Genomic DNA, 22332 nt, shown 5'->3' with positions numbered 1-22332 from the left:
AGCGCGCTTTTTGCTGGCGCGCCTACGCTGAAGCGGGCTGGAAGCCGCGCGGGACGAGGGCGAGAGCCGGCGGATGGAACCCCATCGGCTTTCGCACCCTGAAGGCTCAGCGCCCCGTCCATTTTGGTGGCCGCTTCTGGGCAAACGCCAAAGGACCTTCCCGGGCATCGGCCGAGCGGAACAGGGTCTTGACCGCCGGATAGGCCGACTGGCCCCGGTAGGCGTCGGCCAGGGTCGGCTCGTCCAGGCCCTTCTGGATCGTCTGTTTCGAGGCGCGGATCGACATCGGGCTGTTGGCCAGGATTTCGTCGGCCCAGCGGCGGGCGACGGCCATGACCTCGCTGGCCGGGGCGACCTCGTTGATGAAGCCCAGCTCGGCGCCTTCGCGGGCGGTGACGCGGCGGCCGGTCAGGATCATGCCCATGGCCCGCTTGAGACCGATCAGGCGCGGCAGGCGGTGCAGTCCGCCAGCCAGGGCGGCCAGGCCCACCTTGGGCTCGGGCAGGGCGAAGACGGCGTCTTCCGAGGCCACGATCAGGTCGCAGGCCAGGGCGATCTCGAAGCCGCCGCCCATGGCCAGGCCGTTGACGGCGGCGATGACGGGCTTGTCGAGGTCGAACCGGGCCGTGAGGCCGGCGAAGCCTGTCACCGGCGGATCGATCGGCTGGCCCTTGGCCATGGCCTGGGCGGTGAACTTCAGGTCGTTTCCGGCCGAGAAGGCCTTGTCGCCGGCCCCGGTGATGATCGCCACCCACTGGTCGGGATCGGCGGCGAAGTCGTCGAAGATCTCGGCCAGTTCGGCATTGGCGGCCGGATGCAGCGAGTTCATCACGTCGGGCCGGTCGATGGTGACGATGGTCAGCGGACCCTCGCGCTCGACCTTGCTGAAGCGGCGCGGACGGTCGGCCAGGCTACGCGCCGCGCCGGCCTCCCAGGTCAGCTTGCCGAACGGATCGACGCGGGTGTGGCCCTCAGACCCGATCGCCGAGTGCTCGGTCGACAGCAGCAGAGCCATGGACGTCTCGTCGTCCGGCGCGACGCGGGCCATCAGGCGCTCGCCGGCCGGGGTGCGGCCGATGACGATCCCGTCCAGCGGCACGCCGTCGCGGCCGAAGCGGACGGTGTAGGTCTCGATGGTCGCCGGACCGGCGTGGCGTTCGATTAGCGACGGGACCGGACCGCGCAGAGCGTCAGCCTTGTCCTGCACCGAATAGTCCTGGGCCAGGTCGTGCTCTGGCGCTTCCGTGCTGACCAGCAGGGCGTGGTGCTTGTTGACGTAGCCGCCCTGGCCGTAGAGCAGGCCCAGGTCGCCGGGATGCTCGCGCAGGCGCTTCACCATCGCGACGGCGGCGTGGCCCATATAGTTGTTCAGCGGCGCGCCGAAGAAGGTCAGGCCGCCAGTCACGGTCGGCGCGACGTCGCTGTCTTCGAGGCCCAGAGTCCGCAGGGCCATCTTGGGCACCACGGGGAAGCAGCTGTAGAGCTCCAGGTGCTTGAAGCGCTCGGCCCCGCCGGCTTGGGCGGCGGCGTCCTCCAGCACCACCTGCTGGGCGGTGGAGTGGGTGTAGGTGTCGCGCAGCAGATAGTCCTCGGGCTCGCGCGCGGCGGCCCCGCCCCAGACATGGACGATCCGGTCCTCGGGCACGCCCAGCTCGCGGGCCAGGGCCAGGCTGGTGACCAGCACGGCGGCGGCCTGGTTCACCTGCGGATTGGCCACCATCAGCTTCGGATAGGGCCAGTTGATCATCCGGTTGTCGGCGCTGACCGTGCCGATGGCCGCCGCGTCCGGCGCGGTCTTGATCCAGGCGTTGGGATTGCCGGCCGCCACCTGGGCGTATCGGGCCCACAGCGCGGCGGACTCGGCCTGAGCCTCTTCCGGCGTCTGGCCCCAGGCGTGCTGAGCGGCCATTTCGTAGAACGGATAGACCTGGGCGGGGTCGTGCATCCCAAGGTCCGTCGCCGGCGGGCTCATGGCGAAGCGGCTGGAGGGGAAGCGCACGGCGTCTTCCTTCGAGGCCATCGGCGTCCACGGCGGCATGACCTTGTCGCGCTGAGCCCGCGTGGCGCTGTGGGTGGCCTCGCCGCCGACGATGGCGGCGACCTTCTGCTCGCCGCGGGCGATGCGGACGGCGGCGTCGTGGATCAGGCGGATCGGCGTCTCGCCGCCCATGCTGGCGTTGGTCTTGCGGGCCGGATCGACATTCAGCTGCGTGGCCAGCAGGCCGACCGGATCGGCGTAGCGCCAGGAGACCAGGCCGACGAGATCCAGGGTGTCGACCTGGGCCAGCAGGGCGGCGCCGGCGTCGGCTTCGGCGTCGCGCAGGGCGGCGGCCATCAGGGCGACGGGCTCCAGGCTTTCGGCGGGGCTGGCGGGGCGGTCGATCGCTTCGCCGACGCCGACGATCACGGGGATCCGATGGGGATCACGCATGGGGTCTCTCCCTTTGTCCCACGCCTCTCCGGGCGCTGGTCCAGTGTCTTAAGCGGCGGCCGGGTCGGCGCCGAGATTGCCGCGTCGTCAGGCCGCGCCGCCGGCCAGCAGGCGGCCGACCGGGTCTTCGCGGCGCGGGCTGGGACGCGCAGCGGCGGCGCGCGGTTCGTCAGCCATCTGCTCCAGCATTTCCTGCAGGCGCGTGACCTGGTCGCGCTGGGCTTCCAGAGCCGAGGACAGGGCGTCGCGCAGGGCGCTGGCCTGGGCCTGGGGCTCCTCGCGCAGGTCCAGCACGGTGCGGATGGCGGCGATCGGCAGGCCGACCGCGCGCAGGGCGATCACCGTCTCCAGGCGTTCGACGGCCTCGGCGTCATAGCCGCGGACATTGCCCGACAGGCGGTGCGAACGCACCAGGTCCTGGTCCTGATAGTGGCGCAGGGCGCGGGTGGTGACGCCCAGGCGTCGGGCCAGATCGCCGATCGACACCAGGCGCATGGGCGCGCGGGCGGGCGTGCGGAGCGGGAAGGACATGTGGTTCATCAGGCGAACTCCACCAGGATCTCGTCGGCGGCGACAGGATCGCCGGACTTGGCGTTGACGACTTTGACGGTTCCGTCGCGCTCGGCGCGGATGATGTTCTGCATCTTCATGGCCTCGAGGACGCAGACGACCTCGCCCTCGCGGACCAGCTGGCCGGCGGCGACATCCATCGACACGACCAGGCCCGGCATGGGCGACAGGACGAGCTTGGAGGTGTCGGCGGCCTGCTTCTCGGGCAGCTTGTCGTGCAGCTCGGCGCTGCGCGGGGTCAGCACCAGCACCCGGGCCTTGGCGGCGCGATGGCGGATGGTGAAGCCCTCGGCGGCGGGCGTGGCCTGGACGGTGAAGGGGCGGCCGGTCAGCGTGGCCTTGAACACCGGCTTGCCGGGCCGCCAGTCGATATCAGCCAGCGACAGGGTGCGGCCCTCGCCTGTGAGGTCGATGGTGACGCCGGCCTCGTCGCCCGTGACCCGCACGGGGCGCTTGGCGTGGCCGACGGCGACGACCCAGTCCTCGCGCGCCGCGCCGATCAGCCCCGAGGCGTCGTTGCGGGCGCGGGCGGCATAGACCCGCTGCATGGCCGCGCCGACGGCGGTCAGGATGTCCAGCTGGTCGGCGGTGGGCTCCGTCCCGCCGAAGCCGTCGGGGAACTGATCCTTGATGTAGCTGGTGGCCAACTGGCCCGAGCGGAAGCGGTCCTCGTCCATCACCGCGGCCAGGAACGGGATGTTCTGGCCCAGGCCCTCGATGTGGAAGTCCTCCAGCGCCCGGCCCATGCCGTCGATCGCCGCCAGACGTGTCGGGGCCCAGCTGCACAGCTTGGAGATCATCGGGTCGTAGTACATCGAGATCTCGTCGCCCTCGCGGACGCCGGCGTCGTTGCGGATCGTGTAGCCTTGCCGCTGCCCCTCCGCCGGCGGGTCGTAACGGACGAGACGGCCGATCGACGGCAGGAACTTGCGGTAGGGGTCCTCGGCGTAGATCCGGCTCTCGATGGCCCAGCCGTTGATCTTCAGGTCGTCCTGGCCGAACGCCATCTTCTCCCCGTAGGCCGAGCGGATCATCTGCTCGACCAAGTCGAGGCCCGTGATCAGCTCTGTGACTGGGTGCTCGACCTGCAGGCGGGTGTTCATCTCCAGGAAGAAGAAGCTCTTGTCCTGGCCGGCGACGAACTCGACTGTGCCGGCTGAGTCATAGTTCACGGCCTTGGCCAGGGCGACGGCCTGGGCGCCCATGGCGGCGCGGGTGGCCTCGTCCAGCAGCGGGGAGGGGGCCTCCTCGATGACCTTCTGATTGCGGCGCTGGATCGAGCATTCGCGCTCGAACAGGTGGACCACGTTGCCGTGCTTGTCGCCCAGCACCTGGATCTCGATGTGGCGCGGGCTCTCGATGAACTTCTCGATGAAGATCCGGTCGTCGCCGAAACTGGCCTTGGCCTCGGCGCGCACGGCGGGGAACCCTTCCTCGACGTCCTGGCGGTTCCAGGCCACGCGGATGCCCTTGCCGCCGCCGCCGGCCGACGCCTTGATCATCACCGGATAGCCGATCTGCTCGGCGATGGTGACGGCCTCGGCGGTGTCGGCGATCTCGCCGATGTGGCCGGGCACGCAAGAGACGCCGGCGGCCTGGGCGAACTTCTTGCTCTCGATCTTGTCGCCCATGGCCTTGATGGCGTCAGGGTTGGGACCGATGAAGACGATGCCCTCGTCGGCGCAGCGCTGAGCGAAGCTCGCGTTCTCCGACAGGAAGCCGAAGCCGGGGTGGATGGCCTGGGCGCCGGTCTCTTTGCACGCGGCGATGATCTTGTCGGCCACCAGATAGCTCTGGGCGGCCGGCGAGGCGCCGATGTGCACGGTCTCGTCGGCCATTTCGACCGCGAGCGAGCCGGCGTCGGCGTCCGAGTACACGACGACGGTCGCGATCCCCAGGCGGCGGCAGGTCTTGATCACGCGGACTGCGATTTCGCCTCGGTTGGCGATCAGGATCTTGGAGAACATGGTCGGACCTACAGCGGAATGTTGTCGTGCTTTTTCCAGGGGTTGGAGAGTTCCTTCCCCTTCAGGCTCTTCAGGCCGCGCACGATGCGGCGACGCGTGCCGTGCGGCATGATCACGTCGTCGATGTAGCCGCGCTGGGCGGCGACGAACGGGTTGGCGAAGCGGTCCTTGTACTCGGCCTCGCGGGCGGCCAGGGCCTCGGGGTCCTTGGCCTCCTGGCGGAAGATGATCTCCACCGCCCCCTTGGCGCCCATCACCGCGATCTCGGCGGTCGGCCAGGCGTAGTTGAGGTCGCCGCGCAGGTGCTTGGAGCTCATCACGTCATAGGCGCCGCCATAGGCCTTGCGGGTGATGACGGTGATCTTGGGCACGGTGGCCTCGGCATAGGCGAAGAGCAGCTTGGCGCCGTGCTTGATCAGGCCGCCGTACTCCTGCTTGGTCCCCGGCATGAAGCCCGGCACGTCCACGAAGGTCAGGATCGGGATGTTGAAGGCGTCGCAGAACCGCACGAAGCGGGCGGCCTTGCGGCTTGAGTCGATGTCCAGCACCCCGGCCAGCACCTGGGGCTGGTTGGCGACGATGCCGACGGTCTCGCCGTCCATGCGGGCGAAGCCGCAGATGATGTTCTTGGCCCACTCGCTGCTGATCTCGAAGAAGTCGGCCTCGTCGACCACCTTCAGGATCAGCTCCTTCATGTCGTAGGGCTTGGTCGGGTCGACCGGGATCAGGGTGTCGAGGCTGGCTTCCTCGCGATAGGTCTCGTCGAAGCTCTCGCGCTCTGGCGCCGGTTCGCGGTTGGACGAGGGCAGGAAGTCGACCAGCCGGCGCACCTGGGTCAGGGCTTCCAGGTCGTTCTCGAACGCGCCTTCGGCCACGCCCGACTTGGCGGCGTGGATCCGGGCCCCGCCCAGCTCCTCGGCCGTGACCACCTCGTTGGTCACCGTCTTCACCACGTCCGGGCCGGTGACGAACATGTAGCTGGTGTCCTTCACCATGAAGATGAAGTCGGTCATGGCCGGGCTGTAGACGTCGCCGCCGGCGCAGGGGCCCATGATCACGCTGATCTGCGGGATGACGCCCGAGGCCATGACGTTTTCCAAGAAGATGTCGGCATAACCCGCCAGGCTGTCCACGCCCTCCTGGATGCGCGCGCCACCGGCGTCAAACAGGCCGATGATCGGCGCGCCGACCTTCATGGCCTGGCGCTGGACCTTGAGGATCTTCTGGGCGTGGGTGTTCGACAGGCTGCCGCCGAACACCGTGAAGTCCTTGGAGAAGACGTAGACGATCTTGCCGTTGATCGTGCCCCAGCCGGTGACGACGCCGTCGCCGGGGATCTTCTGGGCTTCCATGCCGAAGTCGGCGCAGCGGTGCTCGACGAACATGTCGAATTCCTCGAACGAGCCTTCGTCCAGCAGGAGGTCGATCCGCTCACGCGCGGTCAGCTTGCCCTTGGCGTGCTGGGCCGCGACGCGTTTCTCGCCGCCGCCGGCCTTGGCCTGCTCACGACGACGGTCGAGTTCTTCGAGAATGCGCTGCACCGGATACGATCTCGCAATGGGACGACAGGGTTCTTCGAGAATGCGGCCTGTGAAGGCGTCCGCAAATTGAAAATTGGCGAAGTTGGAAAACTCGTCCAGACTGAGACCCCGAAATACGCCGTAAATCGGGCGTTCGCAGCGAGGTTTGCGAGGCCTGGATCTGCAAATTTGCCAAGTTGTGAAGATGCGCGAGAAGCTCTTTATCGGTCCGCGATTGCGGCTGTTGCGCCAGGCGCGCAGCTGGACGCTGGAGGTCTGCGCCGCGCGTCTGGGGCTGTCGCCCAGCTATCTGTCGCAACTGGAGGCCAATCAGCGGCCGGTCACGGCGCGGGTGCTGATCGACGCCATGCGGGTGTTCGAGGTCGACGCCGCCGCCCTGGACGCCGCCGACGACCAGCGCCTGATCGCGGATCTGCGCGAGGCCGCCGCCGATCCGGTCAGCGGCGAGGACGCGCCGGGCCTGGGCGAGATCAAGCAGGTGGTGACCAACGCTCCGCAGTTCGCCCGCGCCTATCTGGCCCTGCACCGCGCCTACCGCCAGCTGGACGAGCGGCTGAAACAGACGGAAGAGGCCGTGTCGCTGGACGAGCGCGGAGCGGCCAGCGCGCTGCTGCCCTATGAGGAGGTGCGCGACTTCTTCCACTACAAGGACAACTACATCCACGCCCTGGACCTGGCGGCCGAGGCCCTGGCCGGCGAACTGGGGCTGGAAGAGGGCGCCGGCGTCGAGGCGGCGCTGGAGCGGCGGCTGGAAAGCCTGGGCGTGCGGATCGAGCGCTCGCGCGAATTCGATCTGCTGCGCCGCTACGATCCGGAGACTCGCACCTTGCTGCTGGGCGCGGCCCAGCCGGCGGCGACCCGGGCGTTCCAGATGGCCTACCAGATCGCCGCCATGACCTTGTCCGACGTGGTCGAGGCCGAGTTGACCGCCGCCTCGTTCCGCAGCCAGAGCGCCGCCCAGGTCTGCCGCACGGGCCTGCTGAACTACGCCGCCGGAGCCCTGTTGCTGCCCTATGAGCGCTTCCGCGAGACGGCTCGGCGGGTGCGCCACGATGTCGAACAGCTGAGCCTGATCTTCCAGACCAGCCTGGAGCAGGTGTTCCACCGCCTCAGCACCCTGCAGCGGTCGGGGGCGCGAGGCGTGCCGTTCTACTTCGTACGGCTGGACCGGGCGGGCAACATCACCAAGCGCCACAGCGCTACCCGCTTCCACTTCGCCCGCTTCGGCGGCGCGTGTCCGATGTGGAACGTCCACGACGCCTTCAGCCGGCCCGACGCCTGGCTGGTGCAGCTGGCGCAGATGCCCGACGGCGTGCGCTACGTCTGCATCGCCAAGGGGGTGGTGAAGCCGTCCGGCGCCTATCTGCAGGCTGATCGCCGCTACGCCTTGGGGCTCGGCTGCGAAGCGCAGTATGCTGACCAGCTGGTCTATGCTGATGGACTGGATTTGGCCGGCCCTTCCGCGCCGATCGGCGTCAGTTGCCGGATCTGCGAACGGGTCGACTGCACCCAGCGCGCCTTCCCGCCGGTGGATCGCAAGTTCGAGGTGCTGGAGAACGACCGCCGCTGGGTGCCCTACAGCCTCTAGAAGAAGAGGCCCGGAAGCGGATGCTTCCAGGCCTCGAGGGGCTCTACCGCTGCTCCGGTAGAGCTTAGGCGGCGACCGCGCCGTCGTCGTAGGCGGCCGGCTGGCCGACCAGGGCGACAGCCTTGGCCGACGTCAGCTCGGCGCCGTAGGTCGCCGCGCCGTCATAGGCCTTGGTCAGGAAGGCGCGGGTCGCCTCGTTGTAGCTGCCGACATTGGCTTCCATGCCAGCGTACATCAGGAAGCCGGCCATCGCGGCCTTTGCCCCCAGAGCGTCGTGGCCGGCGGTGGTGAAGTAGGTCTGCTGTGAAACGATGTAGTCCACCGCCGCGCTGACGTTGATCCCGGCCGCCGCGGCCTTGGTGTTGCCGATAATGGCGTCATAGGCCTTCGTGACGGCCTCGCGGAAGGAAAGGGTGTCGTAGGCGGTCTTGAAGCTGGCGGCGCCCGTGCCGCTCATGGCCTGGTTGACGGCGAAGGCGATGTACTTGTTGCCGGTGTTGTAGATCGCATAGGCGTAATCGGTCAGGTCGGCGGGGTTGGTCGAGCTGTCGATCAGCTCGTTCAGCGCCGCCTGGGTCGGGGTCTTGCCGGTGAAGAAGTTCATCGCCTGCAGCGCCAGGGCCGAGGTGTCGATCGAGTAGCCGATCATCTTGTCGATGAAGACGGTCTTGGTGATCTTGTTGGCGGCGACGTCGGCCTGCAGCGACGCCAGGGCCTTCATCTCCTCGTAGAAGGCGTTGACCACCTTCTCGCCGTTCGGACCGGTCAGGTATTCCGACAGCGCCTTGGACGAGGTCGCGGCGATGCCGGCGATGGCCTTGTAGGCGTCCTGGATTTGGGCCGGGGTCAGGGTGATCGGGTTAGCGACCGCGCCGCCCCCGCCGGTCCCCGTGCCGAAGGCGACGCTGACCGGCGTGTCCAGCGGCCACTTGGTCAGGGCGTCCTTGAGGGTCTGGACACCGATGTTGAGCAGGGCCGGATTGGCTTCGACCTGGGCCAGGGCGGCGTCGACGTCGGGCGTTAGGGCGCCAAAGCTCTTCAGCAGCGCCCGCAGATCGACGAACTTGAAGGAGGCCTGGATCAGGCCGCTGTCGACCAGCTGGATCAAGAATTGGAAATCGCGAAGCGTCGGCTCGGCCATGATGGTTCCCTCCGGGCCATCTCTCCGCACCACGCGTCACCCTCGGCCCCTTGTCGGTTCTACAATCGGAGGTTCGGCGCTCGACATCCCCTGAACTGGGGGTTTGCAAACCCGGAAGGGGCGTCGCTCCACAGGCATTTCCCGTTTCAGGCGATCCCAAAGGCGCGAATCACGGCCGTATGACAGCAGCGCTGACGCAAGGTGAGGGCGTGGCGATTACATGCTTAAACGGCTGACGGACGTCACACAGCTGGAAGGCTTGGTGCGCTATTCGCGCGGTGTCGCCCTGTCGCGTCTGGCCCTGGCCGCGGGCTTCGTCCTGTTGCTGGTGATGTTCACGCCCTGGCGCATCGCGGCCTTGGGCGTGATGGAGTTCGGCCTCTATTTCGCGCTGTTCCTGGCCACAGAGCTGGCCATTCGGGATCCGGATCCGGTGCGCGGCCACCGGAGGCTGGCTCTGCGGTCCGACGTCCTGATGTTCCTGCTGGTGGCTAACGCCTGCTGGATCGCCGTGCAGATCAGGCTCTACGATCGGCCCGAGACCTTGGTGGAGTCGGCCCTGCTGGCGATCTGCGTGCTGCTGTTCGCGGCCCTGCGCGTGCACCTGACTCGCGTCAGCTACGTCCTCGGCGTCGTGCCGCCGGCCTTGACCCTGATCTGGATCGCCATCGACTGGAGCGCGCCGCTGCGACCGGGGCCCTACGCCCTGTCGATGACGCTGTTCGTGGGCGCCGTGCTGCTGGTGACCGCGCGTCAGCAGGTCACTGACCGGGCTCTGACCCGGGCGATGCAGGAGTTGACGCGCAAGAACGTCGCCCTGACCCAGGCGGTCAACGAGACCCGCGCGGCCAACCGCGCCAAGGACGAGCTGCTGGCGGTGGCCAGCCACGAGATCCGCACCCCGTTGAACGCCATCATCGGTTTTGGCCGGGCGCTGCGCAGCGAGCCCATGTCGCCGCGCCAGGCCGAGCTGGCCGAGGGCGTTCTGGACGGCGGGCAGCATCTGAACCGGCTGCTGGGCGGCATCCTGGACCTGGCCCGAGGCGATCGCCTGCGCGCCCAGCTGGACCCGACGTCGGTGGACCTGCGCCGGATCGTGCGTGGTGTGGTGCGGGTCTGGAGCGGCCACGCCCGGGCGATCGGCGTGACCCTGAGCGTCGACGACGCCGATCCGACGCTGTCGTTCCACGTGATGGCCGACCTCGTCAGGTTCGAGCAGACCCTGGTCAATCTGGTCTCCCACGCCCTGGCGGTGGTCTCGCCCGGCGGGGCGGTGACCGTGCGGCTGGCCGGCGTGGCGCAGGGCCAGACGCTTCGAGTGCTGGTCGACGTGATCGACACCGGCCCGCCGATCCATCCGGACGAGCGGGCGATGATGTTCGAGGCCTATGAGCGGACCCGCCGCGGCCGCGTCGAGGGCGGCACGGGCCTGGGCTTGAGGATCTGCGCCCAGAACGTGGCCCTGATGGGCGGCGAGATCGGCGTCGATCCGCCTGAGCGCGCGCCGCAGGGGCCCATGGGGGCGGTGCTCTGGTTCGCCTTCGATGCGCCGCTGGCGTTTGCCGGGACCCGCGCTGAGCGCCGGCCGGGCCTGGACGCCGCCGACGAGATCCGGGTGCTGGCGGCCGAGGACAACGCCGCCAACCGCCGGGTCCTGGCCCTGGCCCTGGAAAGCGCGCCTGTCGCCCTGATCTTCGCCGAGGACGGCGCCCAGGCGCTGGACCTGTGGCGGACCGGCGGCTTCGACCTGGTGCTGATGGACGTCAACATGCCGGTGCTGGGCGGCCGCGAGGCGGTGCGCGAGATCCGCAAGGCCGAGGGCGCCAGGGCCGGTCAGGGCCGGCGCACGCCGATCTGGATGCTGACCGCTAACGTCTTCCCGGAAGACATCGAGCGCTATCGCGGCGACGGGGCCGACGGCGCCCTGCGCAAGCCTTTGGACGTCGCCGCGCTGTACGCTCTGCTGGCCGAGGTGGCGCAGGCGCGGCTGGTCGAGACCTAGGCGTCCAGCCGCGCGAACAGCCGCTGCAGAGTCGCGCCGATGCGGGCCGCGGCCGGATCGCCGTCGGCCAGGCCCATGTCCCGCAGCTCGCCACCCACACGGCGGCCGACGGCCAGCAGCGGACGGCTGGTGACCTGAGCGAGGGCTAGCGCCTCGACCGCCTCGGCGTAGCGGGCGGCGTTCAGGTTTTCCAGCGCCCAGGCGCGGGCGGCCTTGCCGGTCTCGCGGCGCAGGGCCTCGTCGGCGACCAGGCGCTCCAGGACCTCGCGCAGTTCCTCGACGACGATCTCGCCATCGATCTTGACCACCAGGTCGTCGGGCAGCTCGCCATAGAAGCCGGCGCGGGCCACCACAGTCGGACGGCCGCTCAGCATGCCCTCGCAGGCCGAGCCCGAGGCGCCTTCCAGCACCGGCTTGCGCAGGGCCACCATCACGTCGGCCTCGTCCAGCCGCTGGTCCAGGGTCTCGTCGTCGACGGCGCCGTCGATCACCAGGTGCTCGAAGCCGACCTCGGCGGCGACACTCTCCAGCTTGGCGCGCTCCTCGTCCGAGATCGGACCGACCAGGCGGTAGACACACGCCTTGAGGGCGTCCGAGCCGCCGATGGCGCGGATCACGTCGGCGACGCGCTTGTTGGGGTTCATGACCCCGACGGTCGTCAGGGTCAGCTGGCGTTTGGCCTTCGGCGGACCGGGGGGCGTGGCGCGATCGGGGCAGCACAGCGGGGTGACGGCCACCGGACCGACGCAGGCGGCTTCCAGGCGCGGGGCGTAGAAGCGGGCGTGGGCGAGGGCGGCCTCGCAGCGGATGGCCAGCCACTCGGTCATCGGCAGGCGCCGGGCGATTTCGCCCATGTCCAGCATCTGGCCCGAGCGGACCGCGACCGCGTGCGGCTCGGCTTGCAGGCCATAGGTCGCGACGATCTCGCCGTCATGCTGGCGGTAGTCCAGGCCGTTGTAGTGCAGCCAACCCGAGAACAGGTTGTAGATATAGAAGTCGTGGAAGATCCCCAGGCACGGCGCGGCGTCCAGGATCGAGAACACGCCGGCATGGAAGGGATAGTTGTCGCCGATATTGACGACGACCACGTCGAACTGGGTGCGCAGGCGCGCCAGATCGTAGGAGCGCCAGTGATGCACCGGCAGGTGCGTCGGATGCAGCGGCTCGCTCGGATCGTCCTTGTCCTCGCAGCGCAGAATCTGGACCTCGTGGCCGCGCGCGGCCAGCTGCTTGGCGACCTCGGCGCTGACCCGGCCGATCGACGAGCGCAGGACGAAGGGCGTCACCCAGCAGATCTTCATGAGGGCAGGGTCCTAGCGCTGCAGCAGGCGCTTCTCGGCGTCGCCGCCGGCGCGCACGAAGGCGATGTTGGCCGAGACCACCTTGGCGGCCGCCTTGGCGTTGGTCGGCTCGGCCGCGCTGGTGGCTTCGTCGATGATGTAGGCCTTGAAGCCGTGGTCGGTGAACGCCTTGAACCACTGGGCGGGGGTCTGGCCCACGCGCTTCAGATGCTCGGGCCCGAACTCGGCGACGATGGCCAGGTCGGGGTTCTTGGCGATCACGCCGCCCATGCCGGCCAGCACGTCCAGTTCGGCGCCCTCGACGTCGATCTTCACCACGTCCATGCGCTTGGCCGGGGCGACGTCGTCCAGGCGCACGACCTCGACCTGGATCTCGCGCGAGCCTTCGGTTTCCGGCAGGGCGTACAGCGAGCTGTGGCCGATGATGTCGCTGACGTGGAAGGTCAGCTGGCCGGGCTTCTCGCCCACGGCCTGGTCGCGCACCTCGACCCACGACAGGCCGTTGAGGTGCTTCATCTTCTCGAGGTTCGAGCGCGGCACGGCCTCGGGCTCGAAGGCGATGACCTGGCCGCCTGGGCCAGCGGCCCACGCCATCACTAAGGTGAGCAGGCCGATATTGGCGCCGACATCGGCCACGATCATGCCGGGCTGCACCAGCCGACGCAGCACGTCAGTGGTGCCGGGCTCCAGGCCCTTGCTGGTCGCATTGGCCAGCATGGTCACGAAGGTGGGCAGGGCGCGCGGGGCCATGATGTAGCCGTCGCGCATCCGGATCGCCATAGACTCCTCGTCATAGGCGATCAGCGGACGGGCCTTGATCTCCAGCTCGTCGAAGCGCGGGCCGAACATGCTGGCCAGCTCGCCGAAGCCTTGCGTGTTGCGCAGCTCGATCCGGCCCAGCTGAGCCGACATCGCCTGGATAATCGCCGTCGAGGCCTGCTGTTGCTGGACCACCATCTGCAGCAGGGCCTGAGACTGATCCAGTCGGACCTGGGTGGCGTAAAGCTCGGTCGACAGCGCGCCCAGATGCGCGCGGGTCTCGCCCAGCTGGTGCTCGACGCTGGCTTGCAGATAGCGGCGTGCGTAGTTGGCTACAGGTCCCACCACCGGACCGATCAGGCGACGGACGAAGCCGAAGCGGCGGCGCGGCGCCGGACCGCCTTCCGGCAGCGGCGCGCCCGGGATCTCCGCGGTGACGGCGGCGTCGGAACGCATGGCGGAGCTGATCGCCAGGTCCAGTCGTGCAGGCCTCAAGACTGTTCTTCCCGAAACGTGGCGGAGCAAGCGCTCCGAGGAGCGTCCCGTCTAGACCAGATTCCCGTCGTGCAGGAAGGACGAATACGTTCCGATCAAGCTGATTGAGCTGCCATCGGTGAAGTCGAACGTAACCGTGTGCAGCTCTTGCGAGAAACCGGAATCGTGCAAAACACGCGCATCGAACATGACAACTTCCGAACCCGTCACCATCACCTCGACATTGTCGGTGTGGCTGATGAAGTAGTCGATGAACAGCTTCACCAGCGCCGAAGGCGCGTAGTTTGGGCCCGCCGGAGGCTTGGTCGGCTCCGGCGTCGGCGTGGTGGGCTCGGTCGGGAAGGTCGGCGTCGTGACGCCGCCGGTCGGCGGGAGGTCGGGATCAAGCGTCTGAGGCGGCGGACCTTCCGGCATCGGGCCGACATGGTCGGGCGCCACCACCTTGACCTGTTCGCCCTTGGCGATCAGTTCCGCCAGCACGTTCGGCAGCTTGGCCACCTCGATGACCGAGATCTTCTGGCCGCCTGGTTCGCCGATGACGCCACGCACCAGCTGCACAGCCTGCACCGACGGCGCGCCGTTCAGGCCCAGGCCCAGCCGGACATCGATGGTCCATCCGTCGCTGTCCGCTGAGGGCGCAGGCATGATGGCGAAGTCGTGGCCACCCGAAGCGCCGCTGAGCAGCGCGGTCTCGGCCACGCTGGTGCTTTCAGCCGAATGCGGCAAGGTCATCAGCAGGCTGACCAGCGCCAGCACCGACGATACCAAGGCGGCAGGGCTATTGTCGGCGACAACCGCATGGGCGCCGGACACATGCAGCGGCGCGACGTCGCTGGCCGTCACCCCCGCGGGATTGGCGTCACCGAAGTCCAGAGCGGCGGCCGCGGCCGCCATTGCCGCGCGGGCGGCGGGGTCTACGGTCACGGTCGGCGCGCCGCCGTCCGACGCCAGCAGGGCGGCGGCCAGGATCAGGACCGCCTGGTTGGCGGGCAGCTGCACGGTGTCGTAGCCGCTCTGCGGCAGGGTCACATGCGCCGCGCCCGCGGTCAGGCCAGCGTTCGAGCTGGACGACAGCAGCACGGGGCGGCTGTGCTGTTGCGTGTGATGCGACGCGGCCTTGGAGTCGGTCTCGCCAGCCTTGGCCTCGCCCGTCTTGAAGAAGGCGGTGCCGACCACGGCTACCAGCAGGGCGGCGGGGTGGATCGACAGGTTGCTGCCGCTCTCGGTGCGACGGATCAGCGGATGGCGCGCCACCATGTTGCGCACCAGGGCCGTGAAGTCGAAGCCGCGGGCGATCTCTTCATAGGCGGCGCCGGCGATGATGTACTCGCCGTCGATGCGCGCGAAGTGGATGACCACCTCGCCGTCATCCTGGCGATAGAAGCAGAACCACGGCTCGTTCTCGTCGCTCATGCCCCGGTCGGTGCCGACGCTGATGCCGGCGCGGATCAGCGCACCCTCGACCCGGTAGAACTCGGCCAGCTCCTGCTGGCTCCAGTCGGCGGGGCGCGGCGCCAGGCGCGGCGAGCGTTGAAAGAACGAGAGGACCTGAGCGGCCATGCGGCGGAAGCTTCTCCCAAGCCTTTTGCAAGGAGCCTATTATAAGGACACCGGCCCCCCGGCCGGTAGGTCAACCTAACCGATCTGTTCTTCGCTGAACAGGATCTCGTAGGTGATCGGATCATAGAAGCGCATCAGCTCGCGCACGAAAGTCTTCTCGGAGACCTCCAGCGCCCGCGCCCAGTCGCGATAGCGGTCGGGCGGGATGCGGCCGCGGCCGGTCTCCAGCTGCGAGATGAAGGTGTAGTAGTCGGCGCCGACCTTGGCCGCCAGCTGGCGCTGGGATAGGCCGGTGGCCTCGCGCTGTTCCTTCAGCCATCGGCCGCCTTCGCGGCGGAGGTCTTGAACCTCCGAGGCGCTGCGGCGTTGTGGATTGCCGTACATAATCAATGCCCTCGCACTCGTCAGGAGCGGGGAGCGCGACCGCGCGCTCGCCTGATCCGACGCATGAATACATAATATACATACACTGTGGCGGGAGGGGGTACAAGGATCGCGACATAGGAATTTGCTGTACAGGTATGAAAAATGCTGTACGGCTCAATTTCGGCTATTGTCGACGTATGACGTTTGCTCTATAGCCGTCGCTGCTCCCATGCGCGCCGTTCGGTCGCAGGGGGTGTGGGATTATTTTGGGAGACAGAGCCAGATGGCTTATACCACTCAACAGCTGGTGGACATTTACACCAACGCTAACCTGGGCAAGACCCCGGACCTGGCGACGGCCGCTCTGATCGAGGGCTATGCTGCCGGCACGACCAACGCCAACTACACCGACCCGCAAGCTCTGGCTTTGACGCTGAACCTGCTGGACAAGACGACGGCCGTGGCCGTCGCGACCCGCCAGTTCTTCGTCGGCGCTGCGCCGTCGGCCGCTGGTCTGGCCTACATCGTCAACTCGACGGCCAACGCCAACGACCTGAACGACGCCACCGGCGCTCTGGCCAAGTTCTCGCAAGAGAACCGCTTCATCAACCTGTCGGTCAGCCTGGCCACCGGTTCGGGTGAAGGCGCTGCCTCGTTCGCCGCCAAGTACGGCCCGGGCATCAGCTACCAGCAGACCGTCGCCGCCGCCTATGACATCATCATTGGCAACAACGTCGCCGCCGCTGCTGGCGTGAACGTTGCGGACGCCGTGGCCTATCTGAGCCGCGCCGACAACATCACGTTCCTGACCAACTACGTCCGCGGCACCGGCATCTCGACCGCCGCTGAAATCGAACTGGCCGTCAAGGCGGCCCTGATCGGTCAGATCCTGAACGTCGGCGTCACCTACAACCTCGGCGCCTACGCCAACGCGACGACCGCTCTGCTGACCGACCTGTCGGACGGCACGCTGTCGACCGACACCGCCGCTGGCGTGAACATCCTGACGGCCTATCCGGCCGCCGGCGCCACGGGCACCACCTACACCCTGATCCCGGGCGCTGACACCATCGTCGGCACCGGCGCGAACGACACGTTCAACGCTCTGACGGTCAAGGCCGACGGCGCTGTGTCGAACACCTTCACGTCGTTCGACTCGATCGATGGCGGCGCTGGCGTCGACACCCTGAACATCTACACGGACGGCGCCACCAACGGCACGTTCCCGGCCTCGGCCACCGTGAAGAACGTCGAAATCGTCAACATCCTGAACGCCGGCGCTGCCGCCGCTCTGGCCGACGCTTCGAAGTACCAAGGCGTCCAGCAGCTGTGGCAAGTGAACGCCGCCGCGGCTGTGACGAACCTGGCCACCGGCGTGACCGCTGGCTTCCGCAATGTCGTTCAAGACGTTTCGGTCACCACGACCGCGACGGCTGTGTCCGCTTCGATCGCTCTGGATAACTTCGCTGACAGCGTCGCCGGTCCGGCTGCTGCCAAGATTACCGTCGATGGCAACGACAACTCGGCTCTGAACACGGTTACCGTGTCGGGCACCGTCATCGACGGCGCTGCTGATGCGAACACCTCGGTCACCGCGATCGCGCTGGACGTCCAGATCGGCAAGAACCAAGCCACCGCCACCGTCAATACCTCGGTTGCCACCGTTCTGACGATCGACGACACGGCGAGCGCGACCACCAAGGTCAACACTGTGAACCTGGCTGGCAGCACCGGCGCTGTGACTTTCGTCGGCGATGCTGACGTGAAGTCCATCACGGGCGGCACCGGCAAGGACACCCTGACCCTCGCGACCACGACGGCTGTCGATGACGCGGCTACCGCTGGCGTCAACGAAACCGTTTCGGCTGTCCTGGACTCGGGCGCTGGTGACGACACGATCACCATCACCACTACCGGCACCGGCATCACCACCGTCAACACCGGCGCTGGTAACGACACCGTCACCCACACCACGTCGGGTTCGGGCGTGCTGACCGTGAACCTCGGCGAAGGCAACGACTCGTTCAAGGGCGCTGGCGTCATCACCGCCAACGACGTCATCGACGGTGGCGCTGGCACCGACACCCTGCTGCTGAACATCGTTGGTTCGGCCAACATTGGTGCGTTCTCGAACTTCGAAGTCTTCGACGCCGCTGGTCTGGCCAAGACCCTGGACGTCGAAATCCTGGCGACGAAGAACACCGTCACCGAGTTCGTGACCACGGGCGACGTCGGCGCTGGCGCTTCGCTGATCAACCTGGGCACCGGTGTGGGCTACCGCATCATCGGCGACACCGCGATCGCCAATGGTCTGTCGCTGACCCAGAAGACCGCCGGCGCGCTGACGGTTACGCTGGACATCGACGAAAGCGGTTCGACCGCGGTCACCACGGCTGCGACCGCCCGTGACGCTCTGGTCACCGCGACCAACGCCACGTCGATCAACGCCGTGTTCGACTCGGCCTTCGTGGGCGCCGCCACCGGCGCTGGCGACAACGCCACGAACCTGCAGATCGTCGGCGAAGCCGCGACCAGCCTGACCGTTGTTTCGGGTGGCACCAACGCGATCAACGACCTGGACTTCACGGGTGCGTCGAACGGCGCTGGCACTGCTGCTCTGCTGACCTCGGTTACGGTCTCTGGTTCGAGCGCTCTGAACCTCGACCTCGCCATCTCTGGCGGTGGCGCGGCTCAAGTTTCGGTCAACGCTTCGGCTCTGACCGGCGCGCTGACCTTCAACACCGCTGACCTGAAGGCCGAAAGTGGCGCCAACACCTTCGACGGTGGCGTGCTGACGCTGGGTTCGGGCGCCGACGTGATCACGATCACGACGGGTTCGTCGATCGCCGGCATCCAGAAGGGCACGGGTGAAGACGCCGCCACGCAAGGCGCCTTCGACGTTCTGGGCCTGGCCGGTGCGGTCCAAGCCGGTGACGTTGCCGCCACGGCCACGATCACCGTGAAGGACGGCCTGCTGACCTTCAACGGCGCTGGTCCGGCTACCCTGGCCGACGCCATCACGCTGGCCGCCACGGCCGCCGACGGTGTGAACGAAGCTGTCGTGTTCCAGTACCTGGGCAACAGCTACGTCTTCGCTCAAGGCGCTCTGGCGACCACTGCCGATGACGTCGTCGTCAAGCTGGTCGGCACGACCGGTCTGACGGGCCTCGACAATGTCGGCGCCGGCGGCCAACTGTACGTGTTCTAAGCATCCTGAAAAACCGCCCGGTTCGCCGGGCGGTCCCAAGGTGACCGACTAAAGAGCCGCCTCGGAGGTTTCCTCCGGGGCGGTTTTCTTTTGTGCGCCAGGTGCAACGCGCCCTACGCGCAATCTCCACGAAAGGGGCGGGCTCTTGCGCCCTGGTCCCCACTGTGGTCTAGCCCCCGTCTGGGGCGCTCATTTCGGCCATATTTTCATGGTCGAGACGCCACCTCAGTTGTTACTGTACTCGACCCGTCCGATCGCGCGGGTGTCCTGAAGGCTAGACATGTTCTTCAACCGCTCCGGCGCCAAGCCGACTGTTCTCGACCGCGCCGCCGAGGTCATGAAGCCGGCGGTGATCACCGCCATGGTCTTCAGTTTCTTCATCAACATCCTGGCCTTGGTCAGTCCGCTGTACATGCTGCAGGTCTATGACCGTGTGCTGTCCAGCCGCAACGTCGCGACCCTGGTGGCGCTGACGGCGATCTGCATCTTCCTGTTCCTGGTCTATGGTGCGCTCGAGGCTCTGCGCACCCGGGTGCTGGTGCGCGGCGGCCTGAAGTTCGACAACGCGGCCCGCGATCCGATCTTCAAGTCGGTGCTGGAATCGACCCTGACCCGGAAGGGGGGCGGTAGCCAGGCGTTCCGCGACATGGATGCGGTGCGCGAGTTCATGGCCGGCGGCCTGATCGCCTTCTGCGACGCGCCATGGACGCCGGTGTTCGTCATCGTCTCGTGGATGCTGCACCCGTTCTTCGGCATCCTGGCGATCATCAGCTGCTTCATCATCTTCGGCCTGGCGGTGATGAACGACCGCGCCACCAAGAAGCCGATCATGATGGCCACCGTGGCCTCGATCGCCGCCCAGAACGACGCCGGCGCGACCCTGCGCAACGCCGAGGTCATGAAGGCCATGGGCATGTGGGGCGGGCTGCAGGCTCGCTGGCGCGTGCGCCGCGACGAGCAGGTGGCATGGCAGGCCGGCGCCAGCGACGCCGGCGGCAATGTGATGTCGGGCATCAAGGTGTTCCGCCAGGTGGTTCAGACCCTGATCCTGGGCGGCGGCGCCTATCTGGCCATTCAGGGCGACATCTCGGCCGGCTCGATGATCGCCGGCTCGATCCTGGTGGGCCGCGCCCTGGCGCCGATCGAAGGCGCCGTGGGCCAGTGGAAGGGCTTCATCGGCGCCCGCGGTTCGTGGGACCGCCTGCAGGAAATGCTGCGGGCCGAGAAGGACACCGAAGACCACATGGAGCTGCCAGAGCCCAAGGGCGTGCTGTCGGCCGAGGCCGCCTCGATCCTGCCCCCCGGCGCGCAACAGCCGACCATGCGTCAGGCCAGCTTCCGCATCGAGGCCGGCACGGCCGTTGCCCTGGTCGGTCCCAGCGCCGCGGGCAAGAGCTCGCTGCTGCGCGGCATCGTCGGCGTCTGGCCGTGCGCGGCCGGCGTGATCCGCCTGGACGGTTACGATATCAAGCAGTGGGATCCGGAAAAGCTGGGCCGCCACATCGGCTACCTGCCGCAGGACATCGAGCTGTTCCAGGGCACCGTGGCCCAGAACATCGCCCGCTTCACAGAGTTCGAGGCCCAGGAGGTCATCGACGCGGCGACCCTGGCCGGCGTCCACGAGATGATCCAGGGCCTGCCCGAGGGTTACGACACGGTGATCGGCGAGGGCGGGGCTTCGCTGTCCGGCGGCCAGCGCCAGCGTCTGGCCCTGGCCCGCTCGGTGTTCCGCATGCCGGCGCTGCTGGTGCTGGACGAGCCGAACGCCAGCCTGGACCAGGTGGGCGAGGTGGCCCTGATGCAGGCCATGAACCAGCTGAAGGCGGCCAAGCGCACGGTGATCTTCGCCACCCACAAGGTCAATCTGCTGGGCCAGGCCGACTACATCATGGTCATCAACCAGGGTGTGATCGCCGACTTTGGCGAGCGCGACGCCATGCTGGCCAAGCTGACCGGCGCGCCGCAGAGCCCGCCGCCGGCTGCGCCTACGCCGATCCAGAGCGCGCACTGACGCCGCGCGTCCGTTCGCCATTCCCGTTCTCTGGCCGCCTCCGGGCGCGCCTCTCAGGCTGAAGACATCATGAAGCCCCCGAAGATCCAACGTCCGACGGACAACTACAAAGGCGTGGCCAAGATCGGCTACGGCATCATCGCCTTCACCTTCGTGGGCCTGCTGGGCTGGGCGGCGTTCGCGCCGCTGGACAGCGCGGTGATCGCCAACGGCGTCGTCTCGGCCGAGGGCAACCGTAAGACCGTCCAGCATCTGGAAGGCGGCCTGCTGCGCCGGATCCTGGTCCGCGAGGGCCAGAAGGTGCAGGCCGGCCAAGTGCTGTTCGAACTGGACCCGACCCAGGCCGACGCCGCGGCGGGCATCACCCGCACGCAGTATGTGGCCTTGAAGGCCATGGAGGCCCGCCTTGTGGCCGAGCGCGACCAGCGCCCCACCATCAGCTTCCCCGCCGACCTGGCCGGTCAGCGCTCCGACCCGGCGGTCGCTCGGGCCATCGCCGACGAAGAGGCGCAGTTCATCGAGCGCCGCCAGACCATCCAGGGCCAGACCGATCTGATGAACGCTCAGCGCGAGCAGTTCAAGAGCGAGATCGAAGGCATCGATCGTCAGACCCAGGGCCTGAAGGATCAGCTGGGCTTCATCCAGGACGAGCTGACCGACCTACGCAAGATCTATGAGAAGGGCTTGGTGCCGCGACCGCGCCTGCTGGCGCTGGAGCGTGAGCAGGCCTCGCTGTCGGGCTCGATCGGCCGCCTGACCGCCGACCGCGCCAAGGCCGTGCAGGGCATGGCCGAGACCCAGCTGAAGATCCGCCAGATCAAGCAGCAGTTCTTCGAGGAAGTCAGCCAGAGCATCACCGAGACCCGCGTGCGCCTGGCCGAGGTCACCGAGAAGGAGATCGTCGCCTCGGACGCCCAGCGTCGCGTGAAGGTGGTTTCGCCGGTCAGCGGCACCGCCCAGAACCTGCGCTTCTTCACCGAGGGCGCCGTGGTGCGCGCGGCCGAACCGCTGGTCGACATCGCCCCGGACGACGAGGCCTTCGTCATCCAGGCCCACTTTGCGCCGACCGACGTCGATAACGTCCACCCGGGCCTGATCACCGAGGTTCGCCTGCCGGCCTTCCACTCGCGGAAGATCCCGATCCTGAACGGCAAGATCGAGTCGCTGTCGCGCGACCGCATCCCCGATCCAGAGAACAAAACAGCCTACTTCCTGGGGATCGTCCGTGTCGATCCCAAGCAACTGCCGCCCGAGGTTCGCGCCAAGGTCAGCGCCGGCATGCCGGCCCAGGTCATCGTGCCGACCGGCGAGCGCACCGTGCTGCAGTATCTGTTCTCGCCGCTGCGCGACACGCTGCGCACGACCATGCGCGAGGAATAGGAAGGATCTGAT

The 22332-nt window shown here is 67.9% G+C and carries 14 protein-coding genes; 5 read left to right on the top strand and 9 right to left on the bottom strand.

Translation table 11 applies throughout. The features are described from left to right. Nucleotides 1–106: 106 nt before the first annotated feature. From ABDW31_RS11295 to ABDW31_RS11280, 4 genes are all read right to left on the bottom strand, one after another. A complete protein-coding gene (locus ABDW31_RS11295; protein ID WP_343698791.1) occupies nucleotides 107–2431 on the bottom strand; it encodes an enoyl-CoA hydratase-related protein in 2325 nt (774 codons plus the stop codon). 87 nt (nucleotides 2432–2518) lie between these two features. Continuing rightward, nucleotides 2519–2971, bottom strand: a complete 453-nt coding sequence (locus ABDW31_RS11290) for a MerR family transcriptional regulator (protein WP_184721617.1) — start codon at nucleotides 2969–2971, stop codon at nucleotides 2519–2521. Further along, on the bottom strand, nucleotides 2971–4968 hold the full coding sequence (locus ABDW31_RS11285; protein ID WP_343698790.1) for an acetyl/propionyl/methylcrotonyl-CoA carboxylase subunit alpha: 1998 nt from the start codon (nucleotides 4966–4968) through the stop codon (nucleotides 2971–2973). The genes ABDW31_RS11290 and ABDW31_RS11285 overlap by 1 nt, the downstream gene beginning before the upstream one ends. Nucleotides 4969–4976: 8 nt before the next feature. Beyond that, nucleotides 4977–6509 carry an acyl-CoA carboxylase subunit beta gene (locus ABDW31_RS11280; RefSeq protein ID WP_343698789.1) on the bottom strand — a complete coding sequence of 511 codons (1533 nt, stop codon included), beginning with the start codon at nucleotides 6507–6509 and terminating at the stop codon, nucleotides 4977–4979. A 184-nt stretch (nucleotides 6510–6693) separates the two neighbouring features. On the opposite strand from ABDW31_RS11280, the gene ABDW31_RS11275 reads away from it, so the two are divergent. Beyond that, nucleotides 6694–8097, top strand: a complete 1404-nt coding sequence (locus ABDW31_RS11275) for a short-chain fatty acyl-CoA regulator family protein (RefSeq protein ID WP_343698788.1) — start codon at nucleotides 6694–6696, stop codon at nucleotides 8095–8097. Between the two features lie 64 nt (nucleotides 8098–8161). On the opposite strand, the gene ABDW31_RS11270 is transcribed toward ABDW31_RS11275, so the two are convergent. After that, nucleotides 8162–9238: a hypothetical protein gene (locus ABDW31_RS11270; RefSeq protein WP_343698787.1), complete on the bottom strand. Its 1077-nt coding sequence runs from the start codon at nucleotides 9236–9238 to the stop codon at nucleotides 8162–8164. 220 nt (nucleotides 9239–9458) lie between these two features. Here ABDW31_RS11270 and ABDW31_RS11265 point away from each other — a divergent pair, with 220 nt between their 5' ends. Then, the gene (locus ABDW31_RS11265; protein WP_343698786.1) at nucleotides 9459–11240 is read left to right on the top strand and encodes a response regulator; all 1782 of its coding nucleotides are present in this window, start codon (nucleotides 9459–9461) and stop codon (nucleotides 11238–11240) included. Here ABDW31_RS11265 and ABDW31_RS11260 read toward each other — a convergent pair. The 4 genes from ABDW31_RS11260 to ABDW31_RS11245 form a co-directional block, all read right to left on the bottom strand. Continuing rightward, nucleotides 11237–12541, bottom strand: a complete 1305-nt coding sequence (locus tag ABDW31_RS11260; RefSeq protein ID WP_343698785.1) for a glycosyltransferase family 4 protein — start codon at nucleotides 12539–12541, stop codon at nucleotides 11237–11239. The two genes, ABDW31_RS11265 and ABDW31_RS11260, sit on opposite strands and share 4 nt — an antisense overlap. A 12-nt stretch (nucleotides 12542–12553) precedes the next feature. Further along, nucleotides 12554–13795 carry an FkbM family methyltransferase gene (locus tag ABDW31_RS11255; RefSeq protein WP_343698784.1) on the bottom strand — a complete coding sequence of 414 codons (1242 nt, stop codon included), beginning with the start codon at nucleotides 13793–13795 and terminating at the stop codon, nucleotides 12554–12556. Between the two features lie 51 nt (nucleotides 13796–13846). After that, nucleotides 13847–15355: a hypothetical protein gene (locus ABDW31_RS11250; RefSeq protein ID WP_343698783.1), complete on the bottom strand. Its 1509-nt coding sequence runs from the start codon at nucleotides 15353–15355 to the stop codon at nucleotides 13847–13849. A 75-nt stretch (nucleotides 15356–15430) separates the two neighbouring features. Further along, nucleotides 15431–15739: a helix-turn-helix transcriptional regulator gene (locus ABDW31_RS11245; protein ID WP_343698782.1), complete on the bottom strand. Its 309-nt coding sequence runs from the start codon at nucleotides 15737–15739 to the stop codon at nucleotides 15431–15433. A 265-nt stretch (nucleotides 15740–16004) separates the two neighbouring features. Between ABDW31_RS11245 and ABDW31_RS11240 the strand changes: the two genes are divergently transcribed. From ABDW31_RS11240 to ABDW31_RS11230, 3 genes are all read left to right on the top strand, one after another. Next, nucleotides 16005–18929, top strand: coding sequence for a hypothetical protein (locus tag ABDW31_RS11240; protein WP_343698781.1), 2925 nt, complete (start codon nucleotides 16005–16007; stop codon nucleotides 18927–18929). A 280-nt stretch (nucleotides 18930–19209) separates the two neighbouring features. Further along, the gene (locus tag ABDW31_RS11235; RefSeq protein WP_343698780.1) at nucleotides 19210–20940 is read left to right on the top strand and encodes a type I secretion system permease/ATPase; all 1731 of its coding nucleotides are present in this window, start codon (nucleotides 19210–19212) and stop codon (nucleotides 20938–20940) included. A 69-nt stretch (nucleotides 20941–21009) separates the two neighbouring features. After that, nucleotides 21010–22320 (top strand): HlyD family type I secretion periplasmic adaptor subunit, encoded by a 1311-nt coding sequence (locus tag ABDW31_RS11230; RefSeq protein ID WP_343698779.1) that lies wholly within the window; start codon nucleotides 21010–21012, stop codon nucleotides 22318–22320. The last annotated feature ends 12 nt before the right edge of the window (nucleotides 22321–22332 follow it).

The sequence above is a fragment of the Caulobacter sp. genome (assembly GCF_039596335.1).
Classification (GTDB): domain Bacteria; phylum Pseudomonadota; class Alphaproteobacteria; order Caulobacterales; family Caulobacteraceae; genus Caulobacter.
The sequence above is the reverse complement of the archived record's forward strand: the minus strand, read 5'-3'. Positions and strand labels throughout refer to the sequence as shown.